The sequence below is a fragment of the Alistipes sp. Marseille-P5061 genome, from assembly GCF_900290115.1.
Taxonomy (GTDB): Bacteria; Bacteroidota; Bacteroidia; order Bacteroidales; family Rikenellaceae; genus Alistipes; species Alistipes excrementigallinarum.
In genome coordinates, this window is sequence record NZ_LT985752.1 from 62900 (window position 1) to 86868 (window position 23969).

General features: G+C 63.6%; 12 protein-coding genes. 3 read left to right on the plus strand and 9 right to left on the minus strand.

Annotation, left to right across the window (positions count from 1 at the left end):
* Positions 1-168: 168 nt before the first annotated feature.
* The 9 genes from C8267_RS10385 to C8267_RS10425 form a co-directional block, all read right to left on the minus strand.
* Positions 169-1515 carry a tetratricopeptide repeat protein gene (locus tag C8267_RS10385; RefSeq protein WP_106634553.1) on the minus strand — a complete coding sequence of 449 codons (1347 nt, stop codon included), beginning with the start codon at positions 1513-1515 and terminating at the stop codon, positions 169-171.
* Positions 1516-1664: 149 nt separating this feature from the next.
* Complete coding sequence (gene gyrA, locus C8267_RS10390; protein ID WP_106634554.1) at positions 1665-4256, minus strand: DNA gyrase subunit A; 2592 nt, start codon at positions 4254-4256, stop codon at positions 1665-1667.
* Between the two features lie 533 nt (positions 4257-4789).
* Complete coding sequence (locus C8267_RS10395; protein WP_234025756.1) at positions 4790-5482, minus strand: hypothetical protein; 693 nt, start codon at positions 5480-5482, stop codon at positions 4790-4792.
* Between the two features lie 530 nt (positions 5483-6012).
* The gene (locus C8267_RS10400; RefSeq protein WP_106634555.1) at positions 6013-9099 is read right to left on the minus strand and encodes a DNA translocase FtsK; all 3087 of its coding nucleotides are present in this window, start codon (positions 9097-9099) and stop codon (positions 6013-6015) included.
* A 584-nt stretch (positions 9100-9683) separates the two neighbouring features.
* Complete coding sequence (murI, locus tag C8267_RS10405) at positions 9684-10475, minus strand: glutamate racemase (protein WP_106634556.1); 792 nt, start codon at positions 10473-10475, stop codon at positions 9684-9686.
* Positions 10476-10500: 25 nt separating this feature from the next.
* Positions 10501-11037 carry a shikimate kinase gene (locus tag C8267_RS10410; protein ID WP_106634600.1) on the minus strand — a complete coding sequence of 179 codons (537 nt, stop codon included), beginning with the start codon at positions 11035-11037 and terminating at the stop codon, positions 10501-10503.
* Positions 11038-11421: 384 nt separating this feature from the next.
* Positions 11422-14478: a DNA gyrase/topoisomerase IV subunit A gene (locus C8267_RS10415; protein ID WP_106634557.1), complete on the minus strand. Its 3057-nt coding sequence runs from the start codon at positions 14476-14478 to the stop codon at positions 11422-11424.
* A gap of 75 nt (positions 14479-14553) precedes the next feature.
* Positions 14554-16428 (minus strand): DNA topoisomerase IV subunit B, encoded by a 1875-nt coding sequence (locus C8267_RS10420; protein WP_087362432.1) that lies wholly within the window; start codon positions 16426-16428, stop codon positions 14554-14556.
* 126 nt (positions 16429-16554) lie between these two features.
* A complete protein-coding gene (locus C8267_RS10425) occupies positions 16555-17280 on the minus strand; it encodes a lysophospholipid acyltransferase family protein (protein WP_087362431.1) in 726 nt (241 codons plus the stop codon).
* Positions 17281-18949: 1669 nt separating this feature from the next.
* Here C8267_RS10425 and C8267_RS10430 point away from each other — a divergent pair.
* From C8267_RS10430 to C8267_RS10440, 3 genes are all read left to right on the plus strand, one after another.
* Positions 18950-21319, plus strand: a complete 2370-nt coding sequence (locus C8267_RS10430; RefSeq protein ID WP_106634558.1) for an outer membrane beta-barrel protein — start codon at positions 18950-18952, stop codon at positions 21317-21319.
* 466 nt (positions 21320-21785) lie between these two features.
* On the plus strand, positions 21786-22715 hold the full coding sequence (locus C8267_RS10435) for a TPM domain-containing protein (protein ID WP_106634559.1): 930 nt from the start codon (positions 21786-21788) through the stop codon (positions 22713-22715).
* A gap of 350 nt (positions 22716-23065) precedes the next feature.
* A complete protein-coding gene (locus tag C8267_RS10440) occupies positions 23066-23647 on the plus strand; it encodes a LemA family protein (RefSeq protein WP_106634560.1) in 582 nt (193 codons plus the stop codon).
* Positions 23648-23969 lie beyond the last annotated feature (322 nt).

Genomic DNA, 23969 nt, shown 5'->3' on the forward strand with positions numbered 1-23969 from the left:
TTGGAGACGTGACTTATGCCACCGCAGACCCTCTCTATTCGTCGGCAGCGTCAGATGGGTATAAGAGACCGACATTCCCGCACCTCCAAGTGCCTCCCCTCCCCGGCAGGCACAAAAAAAGCGGCAGCCCGCTAAAGGCTGCCGCGCTTCGTTCAAACCGCCGGGCGATTAGTTACCCTTGATTTGGTTGTAGAGGTCGTTGTACTTCTTGTACTTGTCCATCATGCCCTCCTCGTCACGCAGACGGAAGCAGAGCGACTTGAGGAACTCAACGGCGTCCGGGTCGTTGGGCTTCAGCTCGAGGACCTTCTCGAACCAGGGCACTGCTGCCATGTAGACCGCATTGACCGTCTTCAGGTCGGCATCGTAGTCGGCCTGGCTGCTGTACTGACGCTCGTTCATCTCCTTGTTCATGGCATCGCCCTTGAGCGCATAGAAGACGCCGAGGTAGTAGTTGCCCTCGTACATGTCGGGCTTCAGCTCGACAATCTTCTCGAACGACTTGATGCTCTCGTCGTAGTTCTTCAGCGCGTAGAAGATACGGCCGCGGCCGAACCAGAGGTCCGTGTTGGTCGGATTCTCGGCAATGGCGGCGTCAATCATCGTCACCAGGTCGGCGGGGTCGCCCACGCCCTTCTCGGCCGTGTAGAGCTGCATCAGACCGTCGAGAATACGCTCGTTCTTCGGGAACTTCTCGATACCCTCCAGCAACGCATCCTTGCTCTTCATGACGAAGGCGGCGTCCTTATCCTTCTGGCCGTAGTAGCAGTGGAAGAGGTAGTAGTAGATGTTGCCATCCTCGTCCGTATAGCCCTGCTCGAGCGCACGGTTCAGGTAGTCGGCACCCTCGGCATAGGCCTCGGGGTTCGTCGAACCCTCGACCGTCTTCAGATAGCCCGCATAGTAGAGCAGCGCCAGGTTGGGCTTCTCGCCGTAGGCGGGGCTGCTCTGTGCGGCATAGGCCGTCATGTAGTACTTGGCCGCGTCGGCATACTTGCCCGTGGTGATGCTCACGTCACCGGCCTGTGCGCAGAAGTCGCTGATTTGCTTCAGACCGACCTTGACCTTCGATGCGGTCTTGTGGTCCATGTCGTAGGCCTTGTTGTAGGCCTCGAGCGAGAGCTCCAGAGCGCCGGGGTAAATCTCCTGGGTCTGCGTCCATGCCATAATCTTGTTGTCCTTGACATAGGCCGTGTAGTAGGGATATACATAGGCCGTGTAGGGCACGTCGAGCAAGGTCACCTCGGAGGTCGACTGGGGCTCTCCGTCGTTGAACTTGAGCATCACGGGGTCCATTTCGAGGAACAGGTCCTTCGTCGGTTCGGATACGGCCTCGAAGAAGAGCTTGCCGCGATTTACCCACGTTGCAGCCTTGGCTCCCTTCTTGACGTCGGCGATGTCGGCGTCGCTCTTCTCGATTTTCGAAAGGAACGAATCCTTGTTCACCTTCTGAGCCTGCACGGCGGGAACTGCCAGAAGCAGCGCCGCGAGGGCCGTTACACATGTTTTTTTCATAAAGAACTTATTTTTAGGTGTTTGTATTTGGTTTCCGTCATGCGGTGTTTCCTACCTGCAAATATAGGCATAAAATCCACTACTGCAACAGATGCGCCGCATGAAACTGCCCCAAAGATGTCCTTTCCGGCCGAAACGGCCCGGAGGAACTACTTCTCCGGGGTCGTCTCAGTCGTCTCGGTCGTTGCGTCCTGAGCGCCGTTCTCCGCATCCGGAGCCTCGACTGCGGTCTGTCCCGCCGTTTCGTCCGTTGCGGCAGAAGTCTCCTCCTCGTCGGCATGCGGCACGGCCATGACCGAAGCAATCGCGTCGCCCTCGCGCAGGTTGATGATGCGCACGCCCTGCGTGGCGCGTCCCGCCATGCGGATTTGCGACACGGCCGTGCGGATGGTCAGGCCCGAGCGGTTGATAATCATCAGGTCGTTGTCGTCGGTCACGGCCTGAATCGAAATCAGGTCGCCGGTCTTCTCCGTGATGTTAATCGTCTTCACGCCCTTGCCGCCGCGGTTGGTGATGCGGTACTCCTCCAGGTCGGTGCGCTTGCCGTAGCCGTTCTCGCTCAGCACGAGCACGTCCTGCTTCGAGTCGGGCTCGATGCAAATCATGCCGACCACCTTGTCGCCCTCCTCGAGCGAAATGCCGCGCACGCCGGCGCCCACACGTCCGATGGGACGCACCGTCGTCTCGTTGAAGCGAATCGCCTTGCCGCCGCGGGCCGCAATCATGATTTCGGCGCTGCCGCTCGTGAGCTTCGCCTCGAGCAGCTGGTCGCCCTCGCGGATGACAATCGCGTTGACGCCGTTCTGGCGCGGACGCGAGTAGGCCTCGAGCAGCGTCTTCTTGATGACGCCCTCCTTCGTGCACATGACGATGTAGTGGCTGTTCACGTAGTCGGCATCGTCCAGACGCTTGACGTGGATGTAGGCGCGCACCTTGTCGTCGGGCTCAATCTGGATGACGTTCTGGATGGCGCGGCCCTTCGAGCTGCGCGTGCCCTCGGGAATCTCGTAGACCTTGAGCCAGTAGCAGCGGCCCTTCTCCGTGAAGAAGAGCATCGTGTTGTGCATCGTGGCCGTATAGATGTGCTCGATGAAGTCCTCGTCGCGCGTGGCGCTCCCCTTGGCACCCACGCCGCCGCGGTTCTGCGTACGGTACTCGGCCAGCGGCGTGCGCTTGATGTAGCCCATGTGCGAGATGGTGATGACCATGTCGTCGTCGGCGTAGAAGTCCTCGGGGTTAAACTCCTCCGAGGCGTAGACAATCTCCGTGCGGCGCTCGTCGCCGTACTTCTCCTTGACCTCGAGCAGCTCCTGCTTGACAATCTCGAGCTGCATGCCGACGTTGGCCAGCACCTCCTTCAGGTGGGCAATCTGCTTCTCGAGCTCGTCGCGCTCGGCCACCAGCTTGCCGTGCTCGAGCCCCGTGAGGGCGCGCAGACGCATCTCGATGATGGCCGAAGCCTGGATGTCGCTCAGCCCGAAGCGCTGAATCATCGTCTGCTTGGCGGCGTCGGGGGTCTGCGACGAGCGGATGATGTGGACAATCTCGTCGATGTTGTCCTGGGCGATGAGCAGACCCAGCACGATGTGGAGGCGCTCCTCGGCCTTGCGCAGCTCGAAGCGCGTGCGGCGCACCACCACGTCGTGGCGGTGGTTGACAAAGTGCTTGACCAGGTCGCGCAGGTTGAGCAGCTGCGGGCGGCCGTTGACCAGCGCGATGTTGTTCACCGGGAAGACCGTCTGCAGCGGCGTATTCTTGTAGAGCGTGTTGAGCACGACGCTCGCCACGGCATCGTGCTTCAGAATCACGATGATGCGCAGTCCGTTGCGGTCCGACTCGTCGTTGATGTAGGAGATGCCCTCAATCTTCTTCTCGTTAATCATGTCGGCGATTTTCTTAATCATCTCCGCCTTGTTGACCATGTAGGGAATCTCCGTGATGACGATGCACTCGCGGCCGCTGGCCGTATGCTCGATTTCGGTGCGGGCGCGCATGACCACCCGGCCGCGGCCCGTGAGCAGCGCCTCGCGCACACCCTCGTAGCCGTAGATGATGCCTCCCGTCGGGAAGTCGGGGGCCTTGACGTATTTGAGCAGCTCCTCGCACTCGATGTCGGGGTTGTCGACATAGGCGCAGCAGGCGTCGACCACCTCGCCCAGGTTGTGCGGGGCCATGTTGGTCGCCATGCCGACGGCAATACCGCTCGCGCCGTTGACCAGCAGCAGCGGAATCTTCGTGGGGAGGACCGTGGGTTCGGGAATCGTATCGTCGAAGTTGAGCGTCCAGTCGACCGTCTCCTTGTCGATGTCGGCCATCACCTCGTCGGTGATTTTCTTCATGCGGGCCTCGGTGTAACGCATGGCGGCAGGCGAGTCGCCGTCCATCGAGCCGAAGTTGCCCTGGCCGTCCACGAGCGGGTAGCGCATCGACCAGTCCTGAGCCAGACGCACCATGGCGTCGTAGACCGACACGTCGCCGTGGGGGTGGAACTTACCGAGCACGTCGCCGACGATACGTGCCGACTTACGCGTGGGTCTGTCCGAATAGAGATTCAGCTCGGCGCTCATGTCGTAGAGGATACGGCGATGCACGGGCTTCAGACCGTCCCGCACATCGGGAAGCGCACGCGACACGATGACCGACATCGAATAGTCGATGTAGGCCGTCTTCATCTGCTCCTCGATGTTAATGGGGATGATACGCCCCACCAAACCGGCATTCTTTTCTTCTTCAGTTAGCATTTCTCTCTGGAATTACCTTCGTTTTAACAGACAAAAATAGGTTTTTTTTTCGATATGGCCAACTTTGGGCGCCGAAATCTGGGGCCGCGACGGGGCAATTCGCGCGATTTGTCCCCGCAAGGCCCCTTTTCGGGCGATTTGAGCCGTTCAAAAAAAAATCCCGACAGGGGGTCGGGATTTTTACGGGGTTTCGCGGCGGGTCGTAACCGCCGCGCGATGGTTTCGGCCGCAGGCGCCGCCTCTGCAATCAATGGCGGCCGGAGGCTCGCCGCAACCGGCCGCACCCATCGGAGCCGCCGCGGACGGAAGGCCGGCAACGCAGAAAAACCGGCAGCACCGAAAAGCCGGAAGTGCCGAACGGCAGGCCGCAGACGACCGGCAGACGGCGCCGGATGGCGGGCCGCAACAGGATGACGGGCCGTGCCGGGCCGCGGGTTACAACAGAAAGCTGGCCGCAACAGGGAGGCGGGCCGTGCCGGACAGCAGGTCGTGGGCGGAAGGCTGGCCGCGCCGGATGGCTGGCCGAGGACGGGCTACCGGAAGTCGATGAACTCGTAGCCCTTGCAGGCCGAGGCGTCGAACGTGCGCAGGGCCGCATGCTCCGCAGCGATGCGGCTCACCCGCACCACAACCTGCTCGCCGTCGAAGTCGTAGGTCAGCGAACGGGGCTTCGCGGCAGAGGTATCCACCTCGAGCAGGATGCTCCCCACGGGCAGCGCACCCCCCTCCGCCGGCGTGAGGCGCACCACGGCGCACGAGCCCACCTCGCTGACGAGCGAGGCACGGTACTGCGCATCGAGGAAGTCGAAGGCGCGCGTCGGGTTGTCGACGATGTTGCGGCTCGACTCGTTGACCCGGTCGATGACCACCTCGCGCCGGCGGTGGTCCACCTCGTAGCGGACCTTGCCGTCGCAGAAGACCTCGGCATCGCCCAGCGTCATGCTGTAACGGTTGCCCGAGACGCTGTAGTGCCCCTCGACCGTCTGGTCGCCGCTCTCGACGGCAAACGAAACGCCGTAGTCGCCCAGCGCCTTGATGGAGGCCACCAGCCGCCGGAGCAGCTCTTCGGCCCGCTGCGAACGCTCCGAAGCGGGCGCCGCAGAGCGAACCTCCGCGGCGGTCGAAGCGCCGAGGAATGCCTGCGCCGCCCGGAGCGGCTGAGCAGCGAAGAGCAGCAGCGCGCTGCAGAGCGGCCACCTCCATGTATGGATTCCGTATTTCATCATCTTCAAAGGTATTTGTCGGTTCATATTGCGCCATCCGGCGGGTTGCCCGGCCAGAATCGACGCCTCCCGGCCTCGGGTTAACCGTCCGCAATCGAAGTTCACCGGGCCTCGGGTTCCTTGCCCGCAATCGGAGCCTCGCGGGCGCTTCCACGCCGGGCCGTCTCTTTCACCGGGCCGCTTCCACACCGGGCCACCTCTTTCACCGGGATGTTTCCACACCGGGCCGCCTCTTTCACCGGGGTGCTTCCACACAAGGCGGTCCCTTCACCGGGACCGCCCCCCGCTGCCCGCAATCGTGGTTCTCCGGACCACCCCTTCACCGGGACCGCCCCCCTTCACCGTCCGGCCCCCGCCGCCCGCAATCGGAGCCTCGCGGGCGCATCCACGTCGGACCGCCCTTTCACCGGCCCGCTTCAGCTCCGGGACCGCCCCTTCACTGTCCAACCTCTCATCGGGCCCGCCCCCTCTCACCGGAACCGCCCCGTCTCCGGGGTCGTCTTCCCCTCTCGTCCGGTCCCCGCCATCCGGCCTCAGAAGAGGCCCAGGTCCTGCAGCTTGGCCTCGAGCGAGGGCATGTCGTGGAAGAGGATGTCGCGCGGCTTGGCCCCCTGCTGGCGGCCGACGATGCCGGCACGCTCGAGCTGCATCATGATGCGGCCCGCACGGTTGAAGCCCACCTCGTAGTTGCGCTGAATCATCGAGGTGGAGATGCTCCCGCTCGAGACGGCGTCGCGGGCAATCTCGGCAAAGAGCGAGTCGTACTTCTGGGGCGCCGACGACTCCTCGCTGCCCATGCCGCCGCCACCCTCGCCCGAGTCGGGGGCGTAGTCGGGCAGCAGGTAGGCCGACGTGTAGCCCTGCTGCTTGGAGATGTAGTCGACAATGCGCTCGACCTCCCGCGTCTCGACCAGCGCGCACTGGATGCGGGTCAGCTGACCGTCCTTCGAGAAGAGCATGTCGCCGCGGCCGATGAGCTGGTTGGCACCCGGCTGGTCGATGATGGTGCGCGAGTCAATCATCTGCATCACGCGGAAGGCGATGCGGGCCGGGAAGTTGGCCTTGATGCCGCCCGTGATGACCTTCACGTCGGGTCGCTGCGTGGCGATGATGAGGTGGATGCCGATGGCGCGGGCCTTCTGCGCCAGACGCATCACGGGACCCTCGACCTCGCGCGCCGTCATAATCAGGTCGGCGAACTCGTCGACCACCACCACGATGTAGGGCAGGTAGCGGTGGCCGTTGTGGGGATTCAACCGCCGCGAGACGAACTTCTCGTTGTACTCCGAGATGTTGCGCGCCCCGGCCTTCTTGCAGAGCTCGAGGCGGGCGTCCATCTCCATGCAGAGCGAGTTGAGCGTATAGACCGCCTTGCGCGGGTCGGTGATGATGGCCTCCTCCTCGGACTCCATCTTGGCCAGGAAGTGCTTCTCGATTTTGGCGTAGAGCGAGAATTCGACCATCTTGGGGTCAATCATCACGAACTTGAGCTGCGCGGGGTGCTTGCGGTAGAGCAGCGAGGTGATGATGGCGTTCAGACCCACCGACTTGCCCTGACCCGTGGCGCCGGCCACGAGCAGGTGGGGCATCTTCGTGAGGTCGAAGACGTAGTTCTCGTTCTGAATCGTGCGGCCGATGACCACCGGCAGCTCGGCCTTCGACTCCTGGAAGCGCAGCGAGCGGATGGCCGAATACATCGAGACCACCTGCTTGTCGCGGTTGGGTACCTCGATGCCGATGGTGCCCTTGCCCGGGATGGGGGCGATGATGCGGATACCCAGCGCCTTGAGGCTCTGGGCGATGTCGTTTTCGAGGCCCTGGATTTTCGAAATCTTGACCCCCTGCGCCTGGACAATCTCGTAGAGCGTCACCGTCGGGCCGACCGTCGCCTTGATGCGCTGAATCGGAATGCCGAAGTTCTTGAGCGTCTCCTCAATTTTCGACTTGTTCTCGTAGATTTCCTCGTCGCTCACCTCCGTGTCGGACATGTAGTCCTCGAGCAGCGAGACGGGCGGGCGGTGGTAGTTGACCAGGTCCTTGAGCGGGTCGTAGGCGTCGGTGGCAATCTGCGCGTCGTCGACCTCGCGGGCCTTGTTGGCCTCGACCGTCACCACGATGCCCGGCTCGGCGGCAGCCGCATGCAGCGATTCGACAGGTTCGGCGGCGGCATGCAGCGGCGCGGCGGGCGCGGCGGGCGTTTCTGCTTCGTACTGCGGGGCGGCGGACGCCTCCTCCCCGTAGTGCGGAGCGGCTGTCTCCGCCTCGTGCTGCGATGCGGCGGGGGTGAGGGCAATCTCGACGAAGGGCGACGAGGGGTCAGCGGCCGGCTCCGGTGCCGCGTGCCGGGCGGAGGAGTCCTGCCGTGCGGCGCCGGCCTCCCCGGAGGCTTCCGGTGCGGACTCCGGCGCAGGCTCTCCGCCGACGGTAATTTCGGTGAAGGGGCCGTTCTGCACCACGGCGGGACGGCGCACGGGGGCGGCGGGGCGTTCGAGCTCGACCAGCCCGCTGCGGCCCATCACCAGACGCCCCTCGCGCGACGCGAGGTCGACCTCCTCAAAGGCGTCATCCGACGCGTCGGCATGCGGCGCGTGCGGCTGCTCCGCCTCCTCCTCGGCGGTGTGGCGGGCAATCTCCATCTCGACGGGCTTGCCGTCGGGGGCCAGTTCGAGGAAGGGGTTCTCCTCCGAAGCGGCCGCAGCCGTCGGACGGGGCTCCTCCGCACGGCGCTGCACGGTGAGCGTCGCCGGCTCGTCGTGCGGCACCTCGCGACCCGTCCGGCCGGGCACGTCGCGGGGGTTCTCACGCTCGGAGGTCGTTGCCGGGCGCTCCGCGGCGGCATCACGGCGCTGCGCGGCATGCTGCGCAGCCGGTGCGGCCTGAGCGGCCTGAGCGGCCGTACGCGGCGAGGAGGGCTCGGACGGGGCCGCTTCGGCCTCCTGCTCCTCCTGCTCACCCTGCTGGGCATGGCCCGAAGCCATCTTGTGGCAGACCATGTCGACAATCCGTCCCCCTTTGTCCACCATGGCGTTGCCGGCCGTATTGACCGTATTGATGAAGTTGCGGTTGATGAAGACGCCGGTCAGAATCCAGCCGCCCAGCAGCAGAATGAGGGTCCCCACCGAGCCAATCTGGGCGCCGAGCCACTCGCCGCCCCCGATGCCGAAGGCGCCGCCCCACCCCGTGCTCGAGCAGAGGCTCCACTTGTCGCCGAAGGCGAAGCCGAGGGTGAGCGACCCGAGAATCATGATGAGCGAGAGCGAGAGAATCGAGTGGTTGAACAGGATGGGGCGCTGGCGGATGATGCGCACCCCCACCAGCGTCAGCATCACGGGGATGAGCACCCCGAAGACGCCGAACGAACGGCCGACGAGCTGCTCGCCCAGCCAGGCACCCGCACGCCCGCAGAGGTTCTCTACCGTGTCGTCGTAGAGCGGGCTGTCGCTGCCGACGCCCTGCAGCACGCTCAGGTCGGCCGACCAGCAGAAGAAGGAGAAGAGGACCGACGCCGTGGCGAAAAGCCCCGTGAAAAAGAGCAGCAGGCCGAGCGTCCAGCGGGCGCTGTCGCGGTTCGAACGGGTGGTCTGCTGACGACTGCCGGAGGAGGTATTTTTGGATGCCATGGAATTTGCGCTTGATTTATCAAGCGAAGTTACGGAAATTTTGCGAAACTAAAAAATCGGAGGGTCGAATCCGTCGGAAGAATGCGGCGGAGCCGCGGCGGCTCAGCGCGTTGCGCGAGCGGCATCGAGCTGCGCTCGAACTGGCGGCGCGCAACCGGCTGAAAGCGAGTGCGCCGCGACATGGCTCAGCCGGCCCCGGAACGTCTCCGCCCCGCCGCCCGGCTTCGGCCCGGAGCTTCTCCGCCCAGCCGACCTGTTCCGGTCCGGAGCTTCACCGCCCCGCGTCGGCCCGGGCATCCGGTTCGGCCCGGTCTCCCGGTTTAGCCCCGCCGCCCGGCTTCGGCCCGCCGCCCGACTCGGCCCGGAACTTCACCGCCCGGCAAGCGGCGGCAAAATATTCCCGGACCGCTGCAACCGGTTCTCCGCCCTGCCGCCTGGCAGACTGTCGCCGCAACGCTCCATGCCGCCCCGCCACCGCCCGGCAAGCGGCGGCAACATATTCCCGGACCGCTGCAACCGGTTTTCCTGCCCCGCCGCAGCTTGGCGGACGGGCGCCGCAACGCTCCCTGCCGCTCCGCCGCCGCTTATCGGGCAGCGGGCGTATCGGCGTCGGCAAAGGCCTTGGCGCGGAGGCGCTCCCGGTAGGCCTCGTCGGCAAAGGTGCGGAATTCGTAGGTGGGAGGGTGGTCCGGGGCGGCCCGCAGACCGTACTGGTCGAGCAGCTGGGCCGTGCGCCGCGCCACGGCCGGCGAGGGGTCGATGATGGTCACGTCGCGCCCGGCGACAATCCGCTCGAAGACGGGCATCAAAAAGGGATAGTGCGTACAGCCGAGGACAATCTGGTCGGCACCGCGCTCCAGCATCCCGGCCATTGCCCGACGCACACACTCCTCGGCCTCGGGCGTCGCTTCGCGGTCGGACTCCACCAGCTCGACGAAGCCCTTGCCAGGGGCGGTCACCACCTCGATGCCGCGACCGTAGCGGGCCGCCGTACGCCGGAAGAGCTCGCCGTCGAGGCTCCGCTCGGTGGCCAGCACCCCCACCACCCCGCTGCGCGTATGCAGGCAGGCGGGTTTGACGGCCGGCTCCATGCCCACGAGCGGGATGTCGGGATAGCGCTCGCGCAGGAAGTCGATGGCTGCGGCCGTGGCCGTATTGCAGGCGACGACCACCAGCTTGCACCCCTGCGCAATGAGGTAGTCGACCGCCTGGCAGGCCAGACGGCGCACCTCCTCGCGCGGCCGCGCCCCATAGGGGCAGTTCTTGCCGTCGCCCAGATAGAGGAGCGACTCCCCGGGCAGCGCACGCCGCAGCTCGCGCCACACGGTCAGGCCTCCGAGGCCCGAATCATATACTCCGACAGGACGGTTGTCCATAGCAATCAGACGTCAGTTTGAAGATTCAACGCACCAGGCCGTCCGCCCGCAGCCGGGCCACGACGGCATCGAGCGCCGCCTCGTCGCTCAGCGCATCGCACGCCAGCGTGAGCTGTGCACGCTCGTAAAAGGGGGCGCGCAGAGCCATGTCGCGCTCCATGAAGGGGACCAGCTCCTCGTCGCTCAGGCCGCGCAGGCGGGGGCGCTTGCGGCGGCCGTAGGGGGTCAGCCGGCGGGCGATTCCCGCCGCCGAGCGCTGCAGGTAGACCGTCACGCCCGAGCCATTCATGCGCTCCATGTTGTCGTGCCACAGAGGCAGGCCGCCGCCCGTCGAGACCACGACGGGCTCCGCCGCCGCAATGAGGCGCTCGAGCACCTGACGCTCCACCTCACGGAAGCGCTCCTCGCCCTCGTAGTGGAAGATGTCGGCCACGGAGGCCCCCTCGGCCTCCTCGACCAGCGCGTCGGTGTCGGCAAAGCGCCACCCGAGGCGGCGCGAGAGCTTCCGCCCGACGGTGCTCTTGCCGCACCCCATGTATCCTATCAAAAAGAGAGGTTTCATCGTTGCATGTTCCATTTGCCGGCACCGGCTCTGCCTCGGCTTTTCCGGCGCCTTCCGCCGGCATCTTCTCGGGCTTGGCGTCCCGCCGACGCCCCGCCGGCATTTTCCGGCGCCCCGCAGACACCTTTCCGGCACCGTTTCGGGCTCCTTCCGCCGGCATTTTCCGGGCACCGCTCCGGCATTTTTTCCGCCGCTCCGCAGGTACCCGGCCGACGCCACCGGCGTCTTCCGCCGGCTTCATCTCGGGCTTGGCGCCCCGCAGGCTCCTTCTTCTCCGAACCTGCCGTCACGTCTTCTCCGGCACCGCCGGCACCCCGCAGAGGCCCCGAGCCAGAGCGGCCGCACGGACCTCGGCTCCGCCGCCGAAGGGCCCCGGAATCAGCTTCAGAAGAGGTTGAGCTGCTCGGGGTCAATCACCTCGTCCACATCGCCTTTGGCCCGCTCGATTTCGAAGTCGACGCCGCCTCCTCCCGTCTTGGGAAGGCCCGTGGTCGAGATTTCACCGCCGCGCGGCTCCGCCGCACGCCGCTTGCCCGTCTGGGCACCTGTCGAGGCGCCCGTCTGAGCACCCGTCTGAGCACCCGTCTGAGCACCCGACGCCCCCTTCGGGGCCGCGCCTGCGGCCGCATCCCGGGAGGCGTTTCCGGCTGCGGATGCCGCCGCCGGAGCATCCTCCGCCGCAGCCTCCGAAGAGCCGCCCCGCTCCGCGCCGGCAGCACTCGAACCCGCGGCAGCCCCGGCTGCCGCGGAAATTCCGGCAGCTCCCTCAACACCGGCAGCATCGTCCTCCTCCAGCGGCTCCTCGCCGTCGGAGGGTTCCGGCTCGGGCGGGAGCTCCGGCTCGATGAAGCGCAGCGTCGCCACCTCGTAGGTCGTCAGACGCTTGCCCTTGGCGCGGTGGCTCTTCACGCCGACGAACTCGTCGACATCCACCAAATCGGCCGGGCGCGCCGCATGGGCCCCCTTGTAGGTGATTTCGAGCTTCGCCCCCGCCTTGTCGGTCAGGCAGACGAAGTCGGCCTGCCCCTCCTCGAGGAAGAACTGCAGGCGGTCGCTCATCTCGGCCGTGAAGCGCTTGAGGTAGTAGTAGTGCTGCTCGCGGTCGTAGTAGCAGAGGCTGTAGACGCGGTCCGCCTCGAAGCGGTCGACCCGCACCGTATCGTCGGGGAAGTGCTGCGCCAGGTCGTAGCCCGTGATGTAGTACTGGTTCTTCGAGGTCCAGACGATGAGCTTGTCGTCGCCCTTGAACTCGCCCAGCAGGCGGCCGCGCCCCTCGGCGTTGAGCCGGCGCACGTCGTCGTCGTACCAGATGTTCTGGCCGCCGAGCGTCGAGGTGCCCCGCTCCTTGAGGACGATTTTGTGGATGCCGTAGCGCGAGAAGAGGTTGCCCTGGCTCTGGCGCCCCTTGATGGCCAGCGTCGAGAAGTCGAGGTCGACAATCACCTTCTTCAACCGCGGGCGCGGTTTGAAGTAGACCTTCAGCACCTCGGCCTCGCCGTTGGGGTTGACCGACATGTAGAGGATTTCGCTCCGCGGCGTCCCCTTCGTGATGTCGTACTCCTTGTCGCGCGTGATGCCCTTGATGGCGCAGCGCTTCATCATGATGGGGCCGTTCTTGCCGTCGCGGTAGAGGACGTTGTAGATGGTCCGCTCGTCGTTGCGCTTGAAGACGCCGATGTAGTAGATGCCCTTGTCGAAGAAGGCCTTGTCGGAGACCTTCGTGATGACGTAGCGGCCGTCCCGCGTGAAGACAATCACGTCGTCGATATCCGAGCAGTCGCAGACGAACTCGGCATCCTTCATCGACTTGCCGATGCCGAAGAATCCCTCGGCGCGGTCGACGTAGAGCTTGGCGTTGGTCACCGCCACGCGCGTCGCCTCAATCGAGTCGAACTCGCGCAGCTCGGTGCGGCGCTCCTTCCCCTTGCCGTACTTCTCGCGGATGTGCTCGTAGTAGGCCACGGCATACTCCGTCAGGTGGGCCAGGTGGTAGCGCGTCTCGTCGATGTCGGCCTCAATCTGGCGGATTTCGTTGTCGGCCTTCTCGGTATCGTAGCGCGAGATGCGGATGAACTTCAGCTCCGTCAGGCGCTGCACGTCCTCGAGCGTCACCTCGCGGCGCAGCTGCTTCTTGAAGGGCTCCAGCCCCTTGTCGACGGCGGCGTAGGCCTCCTCGCGGCTGCGGCACCCCTCGATGAGCTGGTAGAGCTTGTTCTCGATGAAAATCCGCTCGAGCGAGGCGGCATGCCACGCCTCGTTCAGCTCGCCGAGGCGAATCTCCAGCTCGCGGCCCAGCAGCCAGCGCGTATGCTCGGCCGAGCGGCGCAGAATCTCCGACACGCCCAGGAAGTGGGGCTTGTCCTCCCAGATGACGCAGGCGTTCGGAGCAATCGAGACCTCGCAGTCGGTGAAGGCGTAGAGGGCGTCGATAGTCTTGTCCGACGACTCGTCGGGGGCCACCTGCACGATGATTTCCGCCTTCTCGGCCGTATTGTCGTCGACCTTGCGGATTTTGATTTTGCCCTTGTCGCTCGCCTTGATGATGGACTCCTTGATGGACTCGGTGGTGGTCGTGTAGGGAATCTCCGTGATGGCGAGCGTCCGTTTGTCGATTTTCGAGATGCGGGCGCGCACCTTCACCGTGCCGCCCCGCAGGCCGTCGTTGTAGCGGCTCACGTCGGCCATGCCGCCCGTCGGGAAGTCGGGATAGAGCTGGAACTCGCGCCCCTGGAGGTGGGCGATGCAGGCGTTGATGAGCTCCACGAAGTTGTGGGGCAGAATCTTCGAGGCCAGACCCACGGCGATGCCGTCGGAGCCCTGCGCCAGCAGCAGCGGGAACTTGATGGGCAGCGTGACGGGCTCCTCGTTGCGGCCGTCGTAGGAGCGCATCCACTCGGTGGTCTTGCGGTTGAAGACCACCTCGAGGGCGAATTTCGAGAGGCGCGCCTCGATGTAACGGCCCGCCGCGGCTTCGTCGCCCGTGAGGATGTTGCCCCAGTTGCCCTGGCAGTCGATGAGCAGCTCCTTCTGCCCCAGCTGCACGAGCGCATCCTTGATGGAGGCGTCGCCGTGGGGGTGGTACTGCATGGTCTGGCCGACGATGTTGGCCACCTTGTTGAAGCGGCCGTCGTCGACCGCCTTCATGGCGTGGAGGATGCGTCGCTGCACGGGTTTGAGGCCATCCTCGACGTGGGGCACGGCGCGCTCCAGAATCACGTAGGAGGCGTAGTCGAGGAACCAGTTCTTGTACATGCCCGCCAGCTTGCGCACGCCGGCCTCCTCCTGCATCAGGCGGCCGAAGCGGCTCGGCCGGCCCGACTGTGCGGAGGCGGGGGCGTCGACGGGAGCCTCCTCCTCGCTGCCGGCATCGGTTTCGGGCGTCGAGGCATCCTCTTCGTTGAGCAGCTCTTCCTGCTCGCGTTTATCTTTCTCTTCAGACATAATCCGTTGCTTGGTTGACCGGCCCTGCGGCACGCACCCCGGACGGGGGCGCCGGCCGCCGGCGGCGTGTTACGTTCAGCTCAGACGCAGGTCCTCCTCGACGAGGTCCTCCTCGATGCGGAGGTTGTCGATGATGAAGCCCTGGCGTTCGTAGGTGTTCTTGCCCATGTAGAACTCCAGCAGGTCGTGAATCGGGTCGTCCTTCGTGATGCGGACCCGGTCCAGACGCATCCGCTCGCCGATGAATTCGCGGAACTCCTCGGGCGAGATTTCGCCCAGACCCTTGAATCGGGTGATTTCGGCATTGGCCCCGCAGCGCGCGATGGCCCGCAGACGCTCCTCCTCCGAGTAGCAGTAGTGGGTCTCCTTCTTGTTGCGCACGCGGAAGAGCGGCGTCTGCAGCACGTAGAGGTGCCCCTCGCGGATGACCTCGGGGAAGAACTGCAGGAAGAAGGTCATCAGCAGCAGCCGGATGTGCATGCCGTCGACATCGGCATCGGTGGCGATAATCACCTTCTCGTAGCGGAGGTTCTCCATCTCCTCCTCGATGTTGAGCGCCGACTGCAACTGGTAGAACTCCTCGTTCTCGTAGACCACCTTCTTCGTCAGTCCGAAGCAGTTGAGCGGCTTTCCGCGCAGCGAGAAGACCGCCTGCGTGCGCACGTCGCGGCTCTTGGTGATGGAGCCCGAGGCGGAGTTTCCCTCCGTGATGAATATCATCGACTGCTCGGCCAGCTCGTTGCGGTCCGTGCGGTGAATCTTGCAGTCGCGCAGCTTGCGGTTGTTGAGCGAGACCTTGCGGGCCGTCTCGCGGGCCTTCTTCTGGACCCCCGAGATGGCCTTGCGCTCCTTCTCGTTCTCGACGATTTTCTTCTGGAGCACCTGCGCCGTGTCGGCATGCTTGTGCAGGTAGTCGTCCAGATGCTTGCCCAGGAAGTCCATCACGAAGTTGCGCATCGAGACGCCCGGCTCAATCTCCTTCGAGCCCAGCTTGATTTTGGTCTGCGACTCGAAGACCGGGTCGGTCACCTTGACCGAGATGGCGGCGATAATCGACGTGCGGATGTCCGACGGGTCGTAGTCCTTGTGGTAGAACTCCTTGATGGTCTTGGCGATGGCCTCGCGGAAGGCGGCCTGGTGCGTACCGCCCTGCGAGGTGTACTGTCCGTTGACGAACGAGTAGTAGCTCTCGCCGTAGCCCGTACCGTGGGTGATGGCCACCTCGATGTCGTCGCCCGAGAGGTGGATGGGCGGATAGAGCGGCTCGTCGGTCATGTTCTCGTTGAGCAGGTCGAGCAGGCCGTTCTTCGAGACGTAGCTCCGGCCGTTGAGCCGGATGGTCAGCCCGAGGTTCAGATAGGTGTAGTTCTTCACCATCTGCTCGACATACTCCATGTTGTAGGCATAGGGGCCAAAGACCTCCTCGTCGACGCGGAAGGAGATGAAGGTTCCGTTCTTCTCGTCGGTGTGCTCCTCCCAGCGCTCGCCCTGCTCGAGCCCCTTGGCGAAGGTCACCTCGTGGGCCCGGCCGTCGCGCACCGAGCGGGCCGTGAACTCGCTCGAGAGCATGTTCACCGCCTTGACGCCCACGCCGTTCAGACCCACCGTCTTCTTGAAGGCCGAGCCGCCGTACTTGCCGCCGGTGTTCATCTCCGAGACGGCCGCCGTGAGCGAGTTGAGCGGGATGCCGCGGCCGTAGTCGCGCACGGTGACCAGCTGCCCCTCGACCGTGATGTCGATTTGGCGTCCGGCGCCCATGATGAACTCGTCGACCGAGTTGTCCACCACCTCCTTGATGAGGACGTAGATGCCGTCGTCGGCCTGCGAGCCGTCGCCCAGCTTGCCGATGTACATGCCCGGGCGCAGGCGGATATGCTCGCGGGGCGTGAGGGTGACGATGGCGTCGTCGCCGTAGTTGTCCGTAGGAATATTATTCAATAAGTCAGCCATAATTCATGTTCAGTCCATAACCGGAAGCGCCGCAGGACGCCCGCGGTCCGCGGTCCGTTCGTCCTCCGGCACGAAGGGCGCACCCGCGCACGCGAGGCGGGATGCGGCTGTCGGACCCCGGCGGTCCTATTTGCGACGAATCTCCTCCAGCGCAGAGCACATCGCGTCGTGCACCTCCTGCATCAGCACGTGGGGGTCTTCGGCCGCCACGCGCTCGGCCGGAACCGGCGGCAGCACCCGAATCGTGATGCGGTTGCCCCAGTTGAAGAGGCCGTTGGGGCGAATCAGCGTGTTGGTTCCCTCGGTGACCACCGGGAGAATCGCCACGCCCGCCTCCCTGGCCAGCAGGAAGGCGCCCGCCTTGAAGCGGTGAATCTCGCCGTCCTTCGAGCGGGTCCCTTCGGGGAAGATGGCCACCGAAGCCCCGCGCGAGAGCCAGAGCTTGCCTTCGCGCAGCAGCTGCTCCATCGCCTCCGTGGCGCGGCCGCGGTTGATGCAGATGTCGCCGTGCAGGAAGAGGTACTGCCCGAAGAAGGGAACCTTGTAGACCTCGCGCTTGGAGACCCAGCGGAAGTTGAGCGGCAGGTAGTAGAGCGTCGGGATGTCGATGACCGTACGGTGGTTGATGACAATCACGTAGCGCTGATGCCGGTCGATGAGCTCCCGTCCGATGACGCGCTGCCGCCACAGGGGCGGGATGGCGAAGAAGATGCGCACGAGAATGCGCGAGAGTTCGTGCACCGTGCGGCGCGCGCGGTCGAAGGGCCAGCACAGGACGAGGGCCAGGGCCGAGAGCACCATGAAGAGGGTGCAGAGGAGGACGAGGAAGATAAAGAAAATCAGGCTCAGCATAGGTTCGGGGCGTAATCAGTCATCGTAATTCATCCTGCAAATTTAGGAATTATTCCCGGGATTCCCGAGGGCGTGCCGCCGATTTTTTTCGAAAAACGCGGCCGAAGTGCGCTGTGCGCTCCGGCGCGGGAAGCGCGGCCGGCCGGCAGAGCCACGGGGCGGGGCGCCTCGGCCGGCCGCAGCACCGGAACCGCCTCATGCAGAAGCCGCTCCGCAGCGCGGCGGCATCCTGCAATACCGGGACTCGGCGCGGCAGGAGTACTGCGTTCCGAGTCGGCGACCACCGCGGCTGTTTCCGGCATGACGGCTGGATTCTCCAGATAATCTGTCTCGGCACCATGGATTGCGCTCAAAACAAACTACAAAGACACTGTTCGTCTATACATCAGTCGTAAAGAGCTGAAAAACCTTCTCTTGAAAATATTACAAATCGTTTTGCTTTAACAGTTTATCCAATTTAAACAAAAAGGATTGGATAAACATCCAATCCAAACTTAAGTAAGACAATCATATCAACACATTAATACATGCGGCTCATCTAAATATATCTAATAATGTTTTCTCGAATTTTCCCGTAGACGAAAAATTATAGGATGGATATATGGCTAATCCCGTAAAATTAGATGTAATCTCTTTTCCCCTAATATTACCAATATTTATTGTTATAGAAACACGCCCATCATTCGTGTCTATCACATGAACATTAAGCGAACATTGCACTGATACCGGCTTGGTATTCTTTTCATACGGCATGACAAACCAAGCCTGGGGATTTTCAATTACACCCCTTTTATCTTCCATTGTAAGGCATGTCTTCCAAAAAACGACATCATTCGCAGCCACAATGCCGCTTGATTTATCGATTGTCGAAATTGCAATATTGTTTGACGCAAAAAATTTATTACTTTATTCCAAACATCCTCGTATGACGATGTAGTTTCAATAGTATTTTCGACTTTGTATTGCCCCCTCAGCGGATACATTTTTGGCATACATGACACCATGGATAACAAGGCCGAGACAAACAGCAGGAGAAAAAAGATTTCTTTTTCATAACGCTGTATTATTTTAATCGTTAAACATTATAGTCTATGCCAAAGATGGGGCATACGCTTAACCATAAAAAAGAAACGCAGGTCATGCTTATTGCAACGAGGCACGACCAAGCGCCTGCAAAAACATAAGCACAACCCACGCCATACAGCGAGGGCATTCATTGTGCCTATTGGTGTTTTTGCGATTAAAAATTGGTCGTTTTCGTTGCAAAACCAATAGCCTAAATGCCATCAAAAAAGCGTATCGATATTCTCGATACACTACAAAGGTAAAAATAAAGTTTGAATCTTAAGCAAATAAAATACTTTTATTATTCCGAAACTTTTACCACTCAATACATACCACCGTTATCCGTGCTTGCAATTGATTTCAATAGTCAGTTCCTTTTTACCTCTACTACGAATGCTAAATCCCCTCTCCTTTAACTACACATTCTCATACCACAAGCACCTCGCTACCTCTTAAAAGAGGCTCTATTTCTTTTTAATAAATATATGTATCAAAAAATTATGCGAAAATTTAGTACTTTGTATTGCATAATACAACGAAATTTATTTATATTTGCATTATCAAATAACAAGCAACGCAAACAATAATAAAACACAATAAAGCCATGAAGAAACTGGTTCTTCTCTCACTTGCACTGATGCTCTCCCTCACGGAGCTCTTCGCGGCCCGCATGCTCCCGACCCGCGGCCGCGTGGTCGACGAACAGGGCAACGCCGTGGCATACGCCACCGTCGTGCTGCTGCGCGACGAAAAGCAGGTGGCGGGGATGGCCTCCGACGAGGAGGGTCGCTTCGAACTGCGCGTCCCGGCGGGCAAGTACCACCTCCGCATCCAGTATGTCGGCTACGAACCCATCGACCGCGACGTGCAGCTCGCCGCCGACGGCGAACTGGGCAACCTGACGCTCCGCACCGCGGCGACCCAAATCGAAGGGGTGACCGTCAAGGCGCAGCTCATCCGCCGCGAAGCCGACCGCTTCGTGGTCGACGTGGCCAACACCCCCTCGGCCATCGGGCGCGACGGCGTCGAGCTGCTCGAACAGGCGCCGGGCGTCTGGGTGAGCGACGACAAGATATCCATCAACGGCAAGAGCGGCTCGAAGGTCTTCATCAACGACCGCGAACTGCGCATGGAGCCCGAGCAGCTGCTCACCTACCTGCGCTCGCTGCGGGCCGAGGAGATTCAGAAAATCGAGGTGGTGCCCGTCACCGGCGCCGACTACGATGCCGACTCGTCGGGCGGCGTCATCAAAATCACGCTCCGCAAGCGGCGCGAGAACGGCCTGAACGGCTCGGTCTCGATGCGCACGACACAGGGCAAGATGGGCAGCTCGTACATGCCGGCAGCCAACATCAGCATCCATACGGGGCAGTTCGACATCAACGCTTCGGCCTGGGCCTCGTTCGGGCCCTCTGAGGCCCGCTCGACCGAAAAGACCGACTACACGACCAGCAGCAAGCGGCTCAATGCCGAATCGACCATGAAGAACGACGACACATCGGGAGGCGGCCGGCTCGGGGCCATCTACGAAATCAACGACCGCCACAGCGTGGGCGCCGAGTTCTCCTACCTCCGCATGACGGAGAGCGGCACGACGCAGACCCACTCGATGATGGGCAACGGCACCACTTCCGAGACCGACAGCCGGTTCCGTCCGACAAGCACCACGAACGGCTACGAGGGGACCTTCAACTACATCTGGAAAATCGACACGCTGGGGTCGCAGTTCAAGGTGCTGGGCGACTACGCCCGCCGCGAAGCCTCGTCGCACAACGACAACTTCAGCCACATACAGCCCGAAGGACTGCCCTCCGTCGACTCGACCTACCGCGACCACACGGACAACTCGTTCGAGGTTGCCGCGCTGACGCTGGCCCTCGACAAGAAGTTCTCGCCGAAATGGAGCCTCCAAACCGGCGCCAAGTATACGCGCAACCACACCTACAACAACTCCCTCTACCAGTACCTCAAGGAGGAGGAGTGGGTGCGCAACGACGACCAGAGTCTCCGCGTCGACTACACCGAACACATCGCTGCCGCCTACGGCGTCGTGACGGCCCGGCTCGGCCGCTGGGGCGTCACGGCGGGTCTGCGCGGCGAGTACACCCGCACCGACGGGCGGCGCAACGGCGTCGAGCAGAACTACTTCAGCCTCTTCCCCAACGCCAACGTCTCCTACTCGCTGAGCAGCGACGGAGCCTACTCGCTCGTGGCGCAGTATGCGCGGACCATCCGCCGCCCGAGCTTCTGGACGCTCATGCCCAACCGCTCGCAGATTTCGGACTACACCTACCAGACGGGCAACCCCGACCTGCTCCCCAGCTACACGAGCGACGTGAGCCTCACGGCGGTGCTCGCCCACAAGTACACGCTGACGGCCGGCATCAGCATCGTCGACGACGAAATCAACCAGGACATGGTTCCCGACGCCGAGAATCCCGACGTGCTGGGCATCCTCTGGCTCAACTACGACCGCACGGCGAGCTACTACCTGGCCGCAAGCCTGCCGTTCCAGCTCACCAAGTGGTGGACGCTCAACCTCAACGCCAACTACGTCTACAACGGCATGCGCCTCTCGAGCCACGGCTCAATCCGGTACCACCACTACCTCTTCGCCAACGCGCAGACCACCTTCACGCTGCCGGGCAAGGTCTACCTCGACCTCTCGTACCGCTACAACAACCGGCTCTATCTGGGTTCGTGCTGGGTCGACGCGATGCACTTCCTCAACGCCAGCATCAAGAAGAGCTTCTTCGGCGACCGTCTGACCTGCACCTTCTCGGCCTACAACCTGCTGAACCGGGCACAGACGCTCGGCGCACGCGGCGACGACTTCGTACGCCACCAGCAGGTTCGCCAGAATTGGAGCTCCATCCGGTTCCAGGTGGGCATAACCTACAACTTCAAGGCAGGCAAGGCCTTCCAGAAGAAGAGCATCGAGGCGGGGGCCGCCGAGGACCGCAGCCGCCTCTGAGCGGGCGATGAGCGGGCGATGAGCGGAACCACCTCCCGGCCCGGACCTTCCACGGAGCCGGAACGCCGCTCCACCCTGCGCCGCACAGCCCCGGACCAACCACCGGACCGCTGGACCGCTCCTGCATCTCCCCCAACCCGGCCCCCTCTGCGGAACCATTCCCGGCCCCGCCCGCGGAACCGCCTCCCGGACCGTCTCGAAGCCACAACCAGCCCGGACCCACACACGGAACCGCCTCCCGGACCGGACCCTCCATCGGCCCGGCCCCGCCCGCGGCCCCGGGGCACCTCCCTCCCCNCCCCCCCGTACCCGGCGGCAGCGTCAGACGGGTATAAGAGACAGTCCCTCCCCCGCCCCGGGCCGCCCGACCGGCCGACGAAAAAAAGCGACGAAAGGCCCCCTGCACCATTGGGCGATTTGCCGTTTTTTTCGTATGTTTGCACCACACAACCCCCTGTTTTCAACCATGCGCACCCTGCTGACCACCATCCTCCTGAGCCTGATGCTCCCGCTCCTTGCGGCCACACCCGCACGGGCGGCCGGCTACCGCGTGGAGGAGATTCCCAACGTCCAGCTGACGGACCGCAACCGCTACGTCTCGAATCCCGACCGGATTCTCTCCGAGGCAGCCGTCGCCCGCATCGACTCGCTCTGCGGCTCGCTGCGCCGGCAGGGCATCGCCCAGGTGGCGGTGGTGGCCGTCGACGAGATTGCCGGCGACGATCTCTTCACCTTCGCCATCGACCTCTTCCGCCGCTGGGGCGTGGGGCGCGCCGGCGACGACAACGGCGTGGGCATCCTGCTGGTCCGCGACCGGCGCGAAATCCGCTTCGTGACGGGATACGGCGTCGAGGGGGTTCTGACCGACGCCCTCTGCAAGCGGATTCAGACGCAGCTGATGCTGCCCCGCTTCCGCACGGGGGACTACAGCGGCGGCATGGTGGCCGGTGTCGAGGCCGTGGCGGGCGCCCTGACGGGCAGCGGCATCGCATTCGGGGAGGAGGAGCCGGACGACGGGCCGCTGCCGGTGCTCTACATCTTCGGCGCGGTCATCCTCTTCTTCCTCGCCACCTCGCTGCTGGCGCTCCACCGCCGGCGGCAGGAGAAGCGCTGCCCGCGCTGCCACAAGCATACGCTCGTCCGTGAGGAGCGGCGCGTGTTGGGGCTCACCCCCCAGCACCGCATCGTCGAGTACACCTTCGTCTGCACGCACTGCGGCCATGTGGTGCGGCGCCAGGAGCGCGAATGGCGCGACAACGGCTTCGGAGGGCGCGGCGGAGGGCCCATCATCGGCGGCTTCGGCGGACTGGGCGGCTTCGGCGGCGGAGGGGGCTCCATGGGCGGAGGCTTCGGCGGAGGCAGCTTCGGAGGCGGCGGCGCCGGCTCGCGCTGGTAGCCCCGAGGATGCCCAAAGGAGCGGAAAAAGAAGCACGCAAGAAGTGCAGAAAGGGACGCGCAATGCAGCGCCCCCGGCCGGCGAGCAAGGGCGGCAAAACGAAGCCCGGCGGAACAGCGCCGCGGCGAACCGCAGCCCGGGACCGCCCCGGCAGAACACAGACGCAGCGCCCCGGCAGAACACAGGCGCAGCCCCCCGGCCGGCACCTTCCCCCCCCCACCGGGCAAGGCGCCGCGGAGAGCAAGGACGAGGCAAGCCGCTGAGAGCGGGCCGAGGCAGCAGAAAAGGCAACGGAAAAGGCAACAGCAACCTACTGAGACAACAGAATAAACCAATCAAGAGAGCGAACAATGAAAAAATGGATTTGGATTGTACTGGCCATCCTCGTCATCGGAGGATTCTTCTTCTACTCGAGCTACAACCGGCTGGTGAGCCGTGAAGAGGCGGTCAACGGCGCCTGGGCCAACGTCGAGACGCAGTATCAGCGCCGTTCGGACCTCATTCCCAATCTGGTGAACACGGTCAAGGGCTACGCCGAGCACGAGCGCACGACGCTCGAGGAGGTGACCGACGCCCGCACGCGCGCAACCTCCATCAACCTCTCGGTCGACGAGCTGACGCCCGAGCAGCTGGAGCGCTACCAGGCGGCGCAGGCCGAGGTGCGCACGGCGCTGGGACGGCTGCTGGCCGTGGCCGAGAACTACCCCGACCTGAAGGCCAACGAGAACTTCCGGGAGCTTCAGGCGCAGCTCGAGGGGACCGAGAACCGCATCGCCGTGGCGCGGCGCGACTTCAACGAGACGGCCCGCGGCTACAACGTCGCCGTGCGCCGCTTCCCGACCAACATCGTGGCCTCGCTCTGCGGCTTCGAGAAGAAGCCCTACTTCGAGGCGGCCGAAGGGAGCGACGTAGCCCCCAAGGTGGAGTTCTGACCCACGCGGGAGGGGTCGCTCCGAAGGGCGGAGCGCAAGCACGCGAAAGGAGTCGCCCCGGAGGGCGGAGTGCAAACACGAGAAAGGGGTCGCCCCGGAGGGCGGAGTGCAGAAAAGAGGGACGGAGCCGTGAGCTCCGTCCCTTTTCTATTTGCGGCATTGTGCCCGGAGGGTTCCGGAAGGGGAATTCAGCACCCGCCGGCGCGTACCGTCTGCCGGACGGCGAAAGGCGTTCTAAGTCGGGAGGCAGAAAGCGCAAGGCGCGAGGAAAGAGGTGAGACTAAAAACAGGGCAGCAGACAGAAAGGCGGGCAGACAGGGGG

What these genes read in the sequence shown, in the direction of transcription:
- C8267_RS10435 (WP_106634559.1), top strand. Translation starts at nt 21,786, where the DNA reads ATGCGCACCCTGCTGACCACCATCCTCCTGAGCCTGATGCTCCCGCTC.
- C8267_RS10415 (WP_106634557.1), bottom strand. Translation starts at nt 14,478, where the DNA reads ATGTCTGAAGAGAAAGATAAACGCGAGCAGGAAGAGCTGCTCAACGAA.
- murI (WP_106634556.1), bottom strand. Translation starts at nt 10,475, where the DNA reads ATGGACAACCGTCCTGTCGGAGTATATGATTCGGGCCTCGGAGGCCTG.
- C8267_RS10425 (WP_087362431.1), bottom strand. Translation starts at nt 17,280, where the DNA reads ATGCTGAGCCTGATTTTCTTTATCTTCCTCGTCCTCCTCTGCACCCTC.
- C8267_RS10395 (WP_234025756.1), bottom strand. Translation starts at nt 5,482, where the DNA reads ATGATGAAATACGGAATCCATACATGGAGGTGGCCGCTCTGCAGCGCG.
- C8267_RS10385 (WP_106634553.1), bottom strand. Translation starts at nt 1,515, where the DNA reads ATGAAAAAAACATGTGTAACGGCCCTCGCGGCGCTGCTTCTGGCAGTT.
- C8267_RS10410 (WP_106634600.1), bottom strand. Translation starts at nt 11,037, where the DNA reads ATGAAACCTCTCTTTTTGATAGGATACATGGGGTGCGGCAAGAGCACC.
- gyrA (WP_106634554.1), bottom strand. Translation starts at nt 4,256, where the DNA reads ATGCTAACTGAAGAAGAAAAGAATGCCGGTTTGGTGGGGCGTATCATC.
- C8267_RS10430 (WP_106634558.1), top strand. Translation starts at nt 18,950, where the DNA reads ATGAAGAAACTGGTTCTTCTCTCACTTGCACTGATGCTCTCCCTCACG.
- C8267_RS10420 (WP_087362432.1), bottom strand. Translation starts at nt 16,428, where the DNA reads ATGGCTGACTTATTGAATAATATTCCTACGGACAACTACGGCGACGAC.
- C8267_RS10440 (WP_106634560.1), top strand. Translation starts at nt 23,066, where the DNA reads ATGAAAAAATGGATTTGGATTGTACTGGCCATCCTCGTCATCGGAGGA.
- C8267_RS10400 (WP_106634555.1), bottom strand. Translation starts at nt 9,099, where the DNA reads ATGGCATCCAAAAATACCTCCTCCGGCAGTCGTCAGCAGACCACCCGT.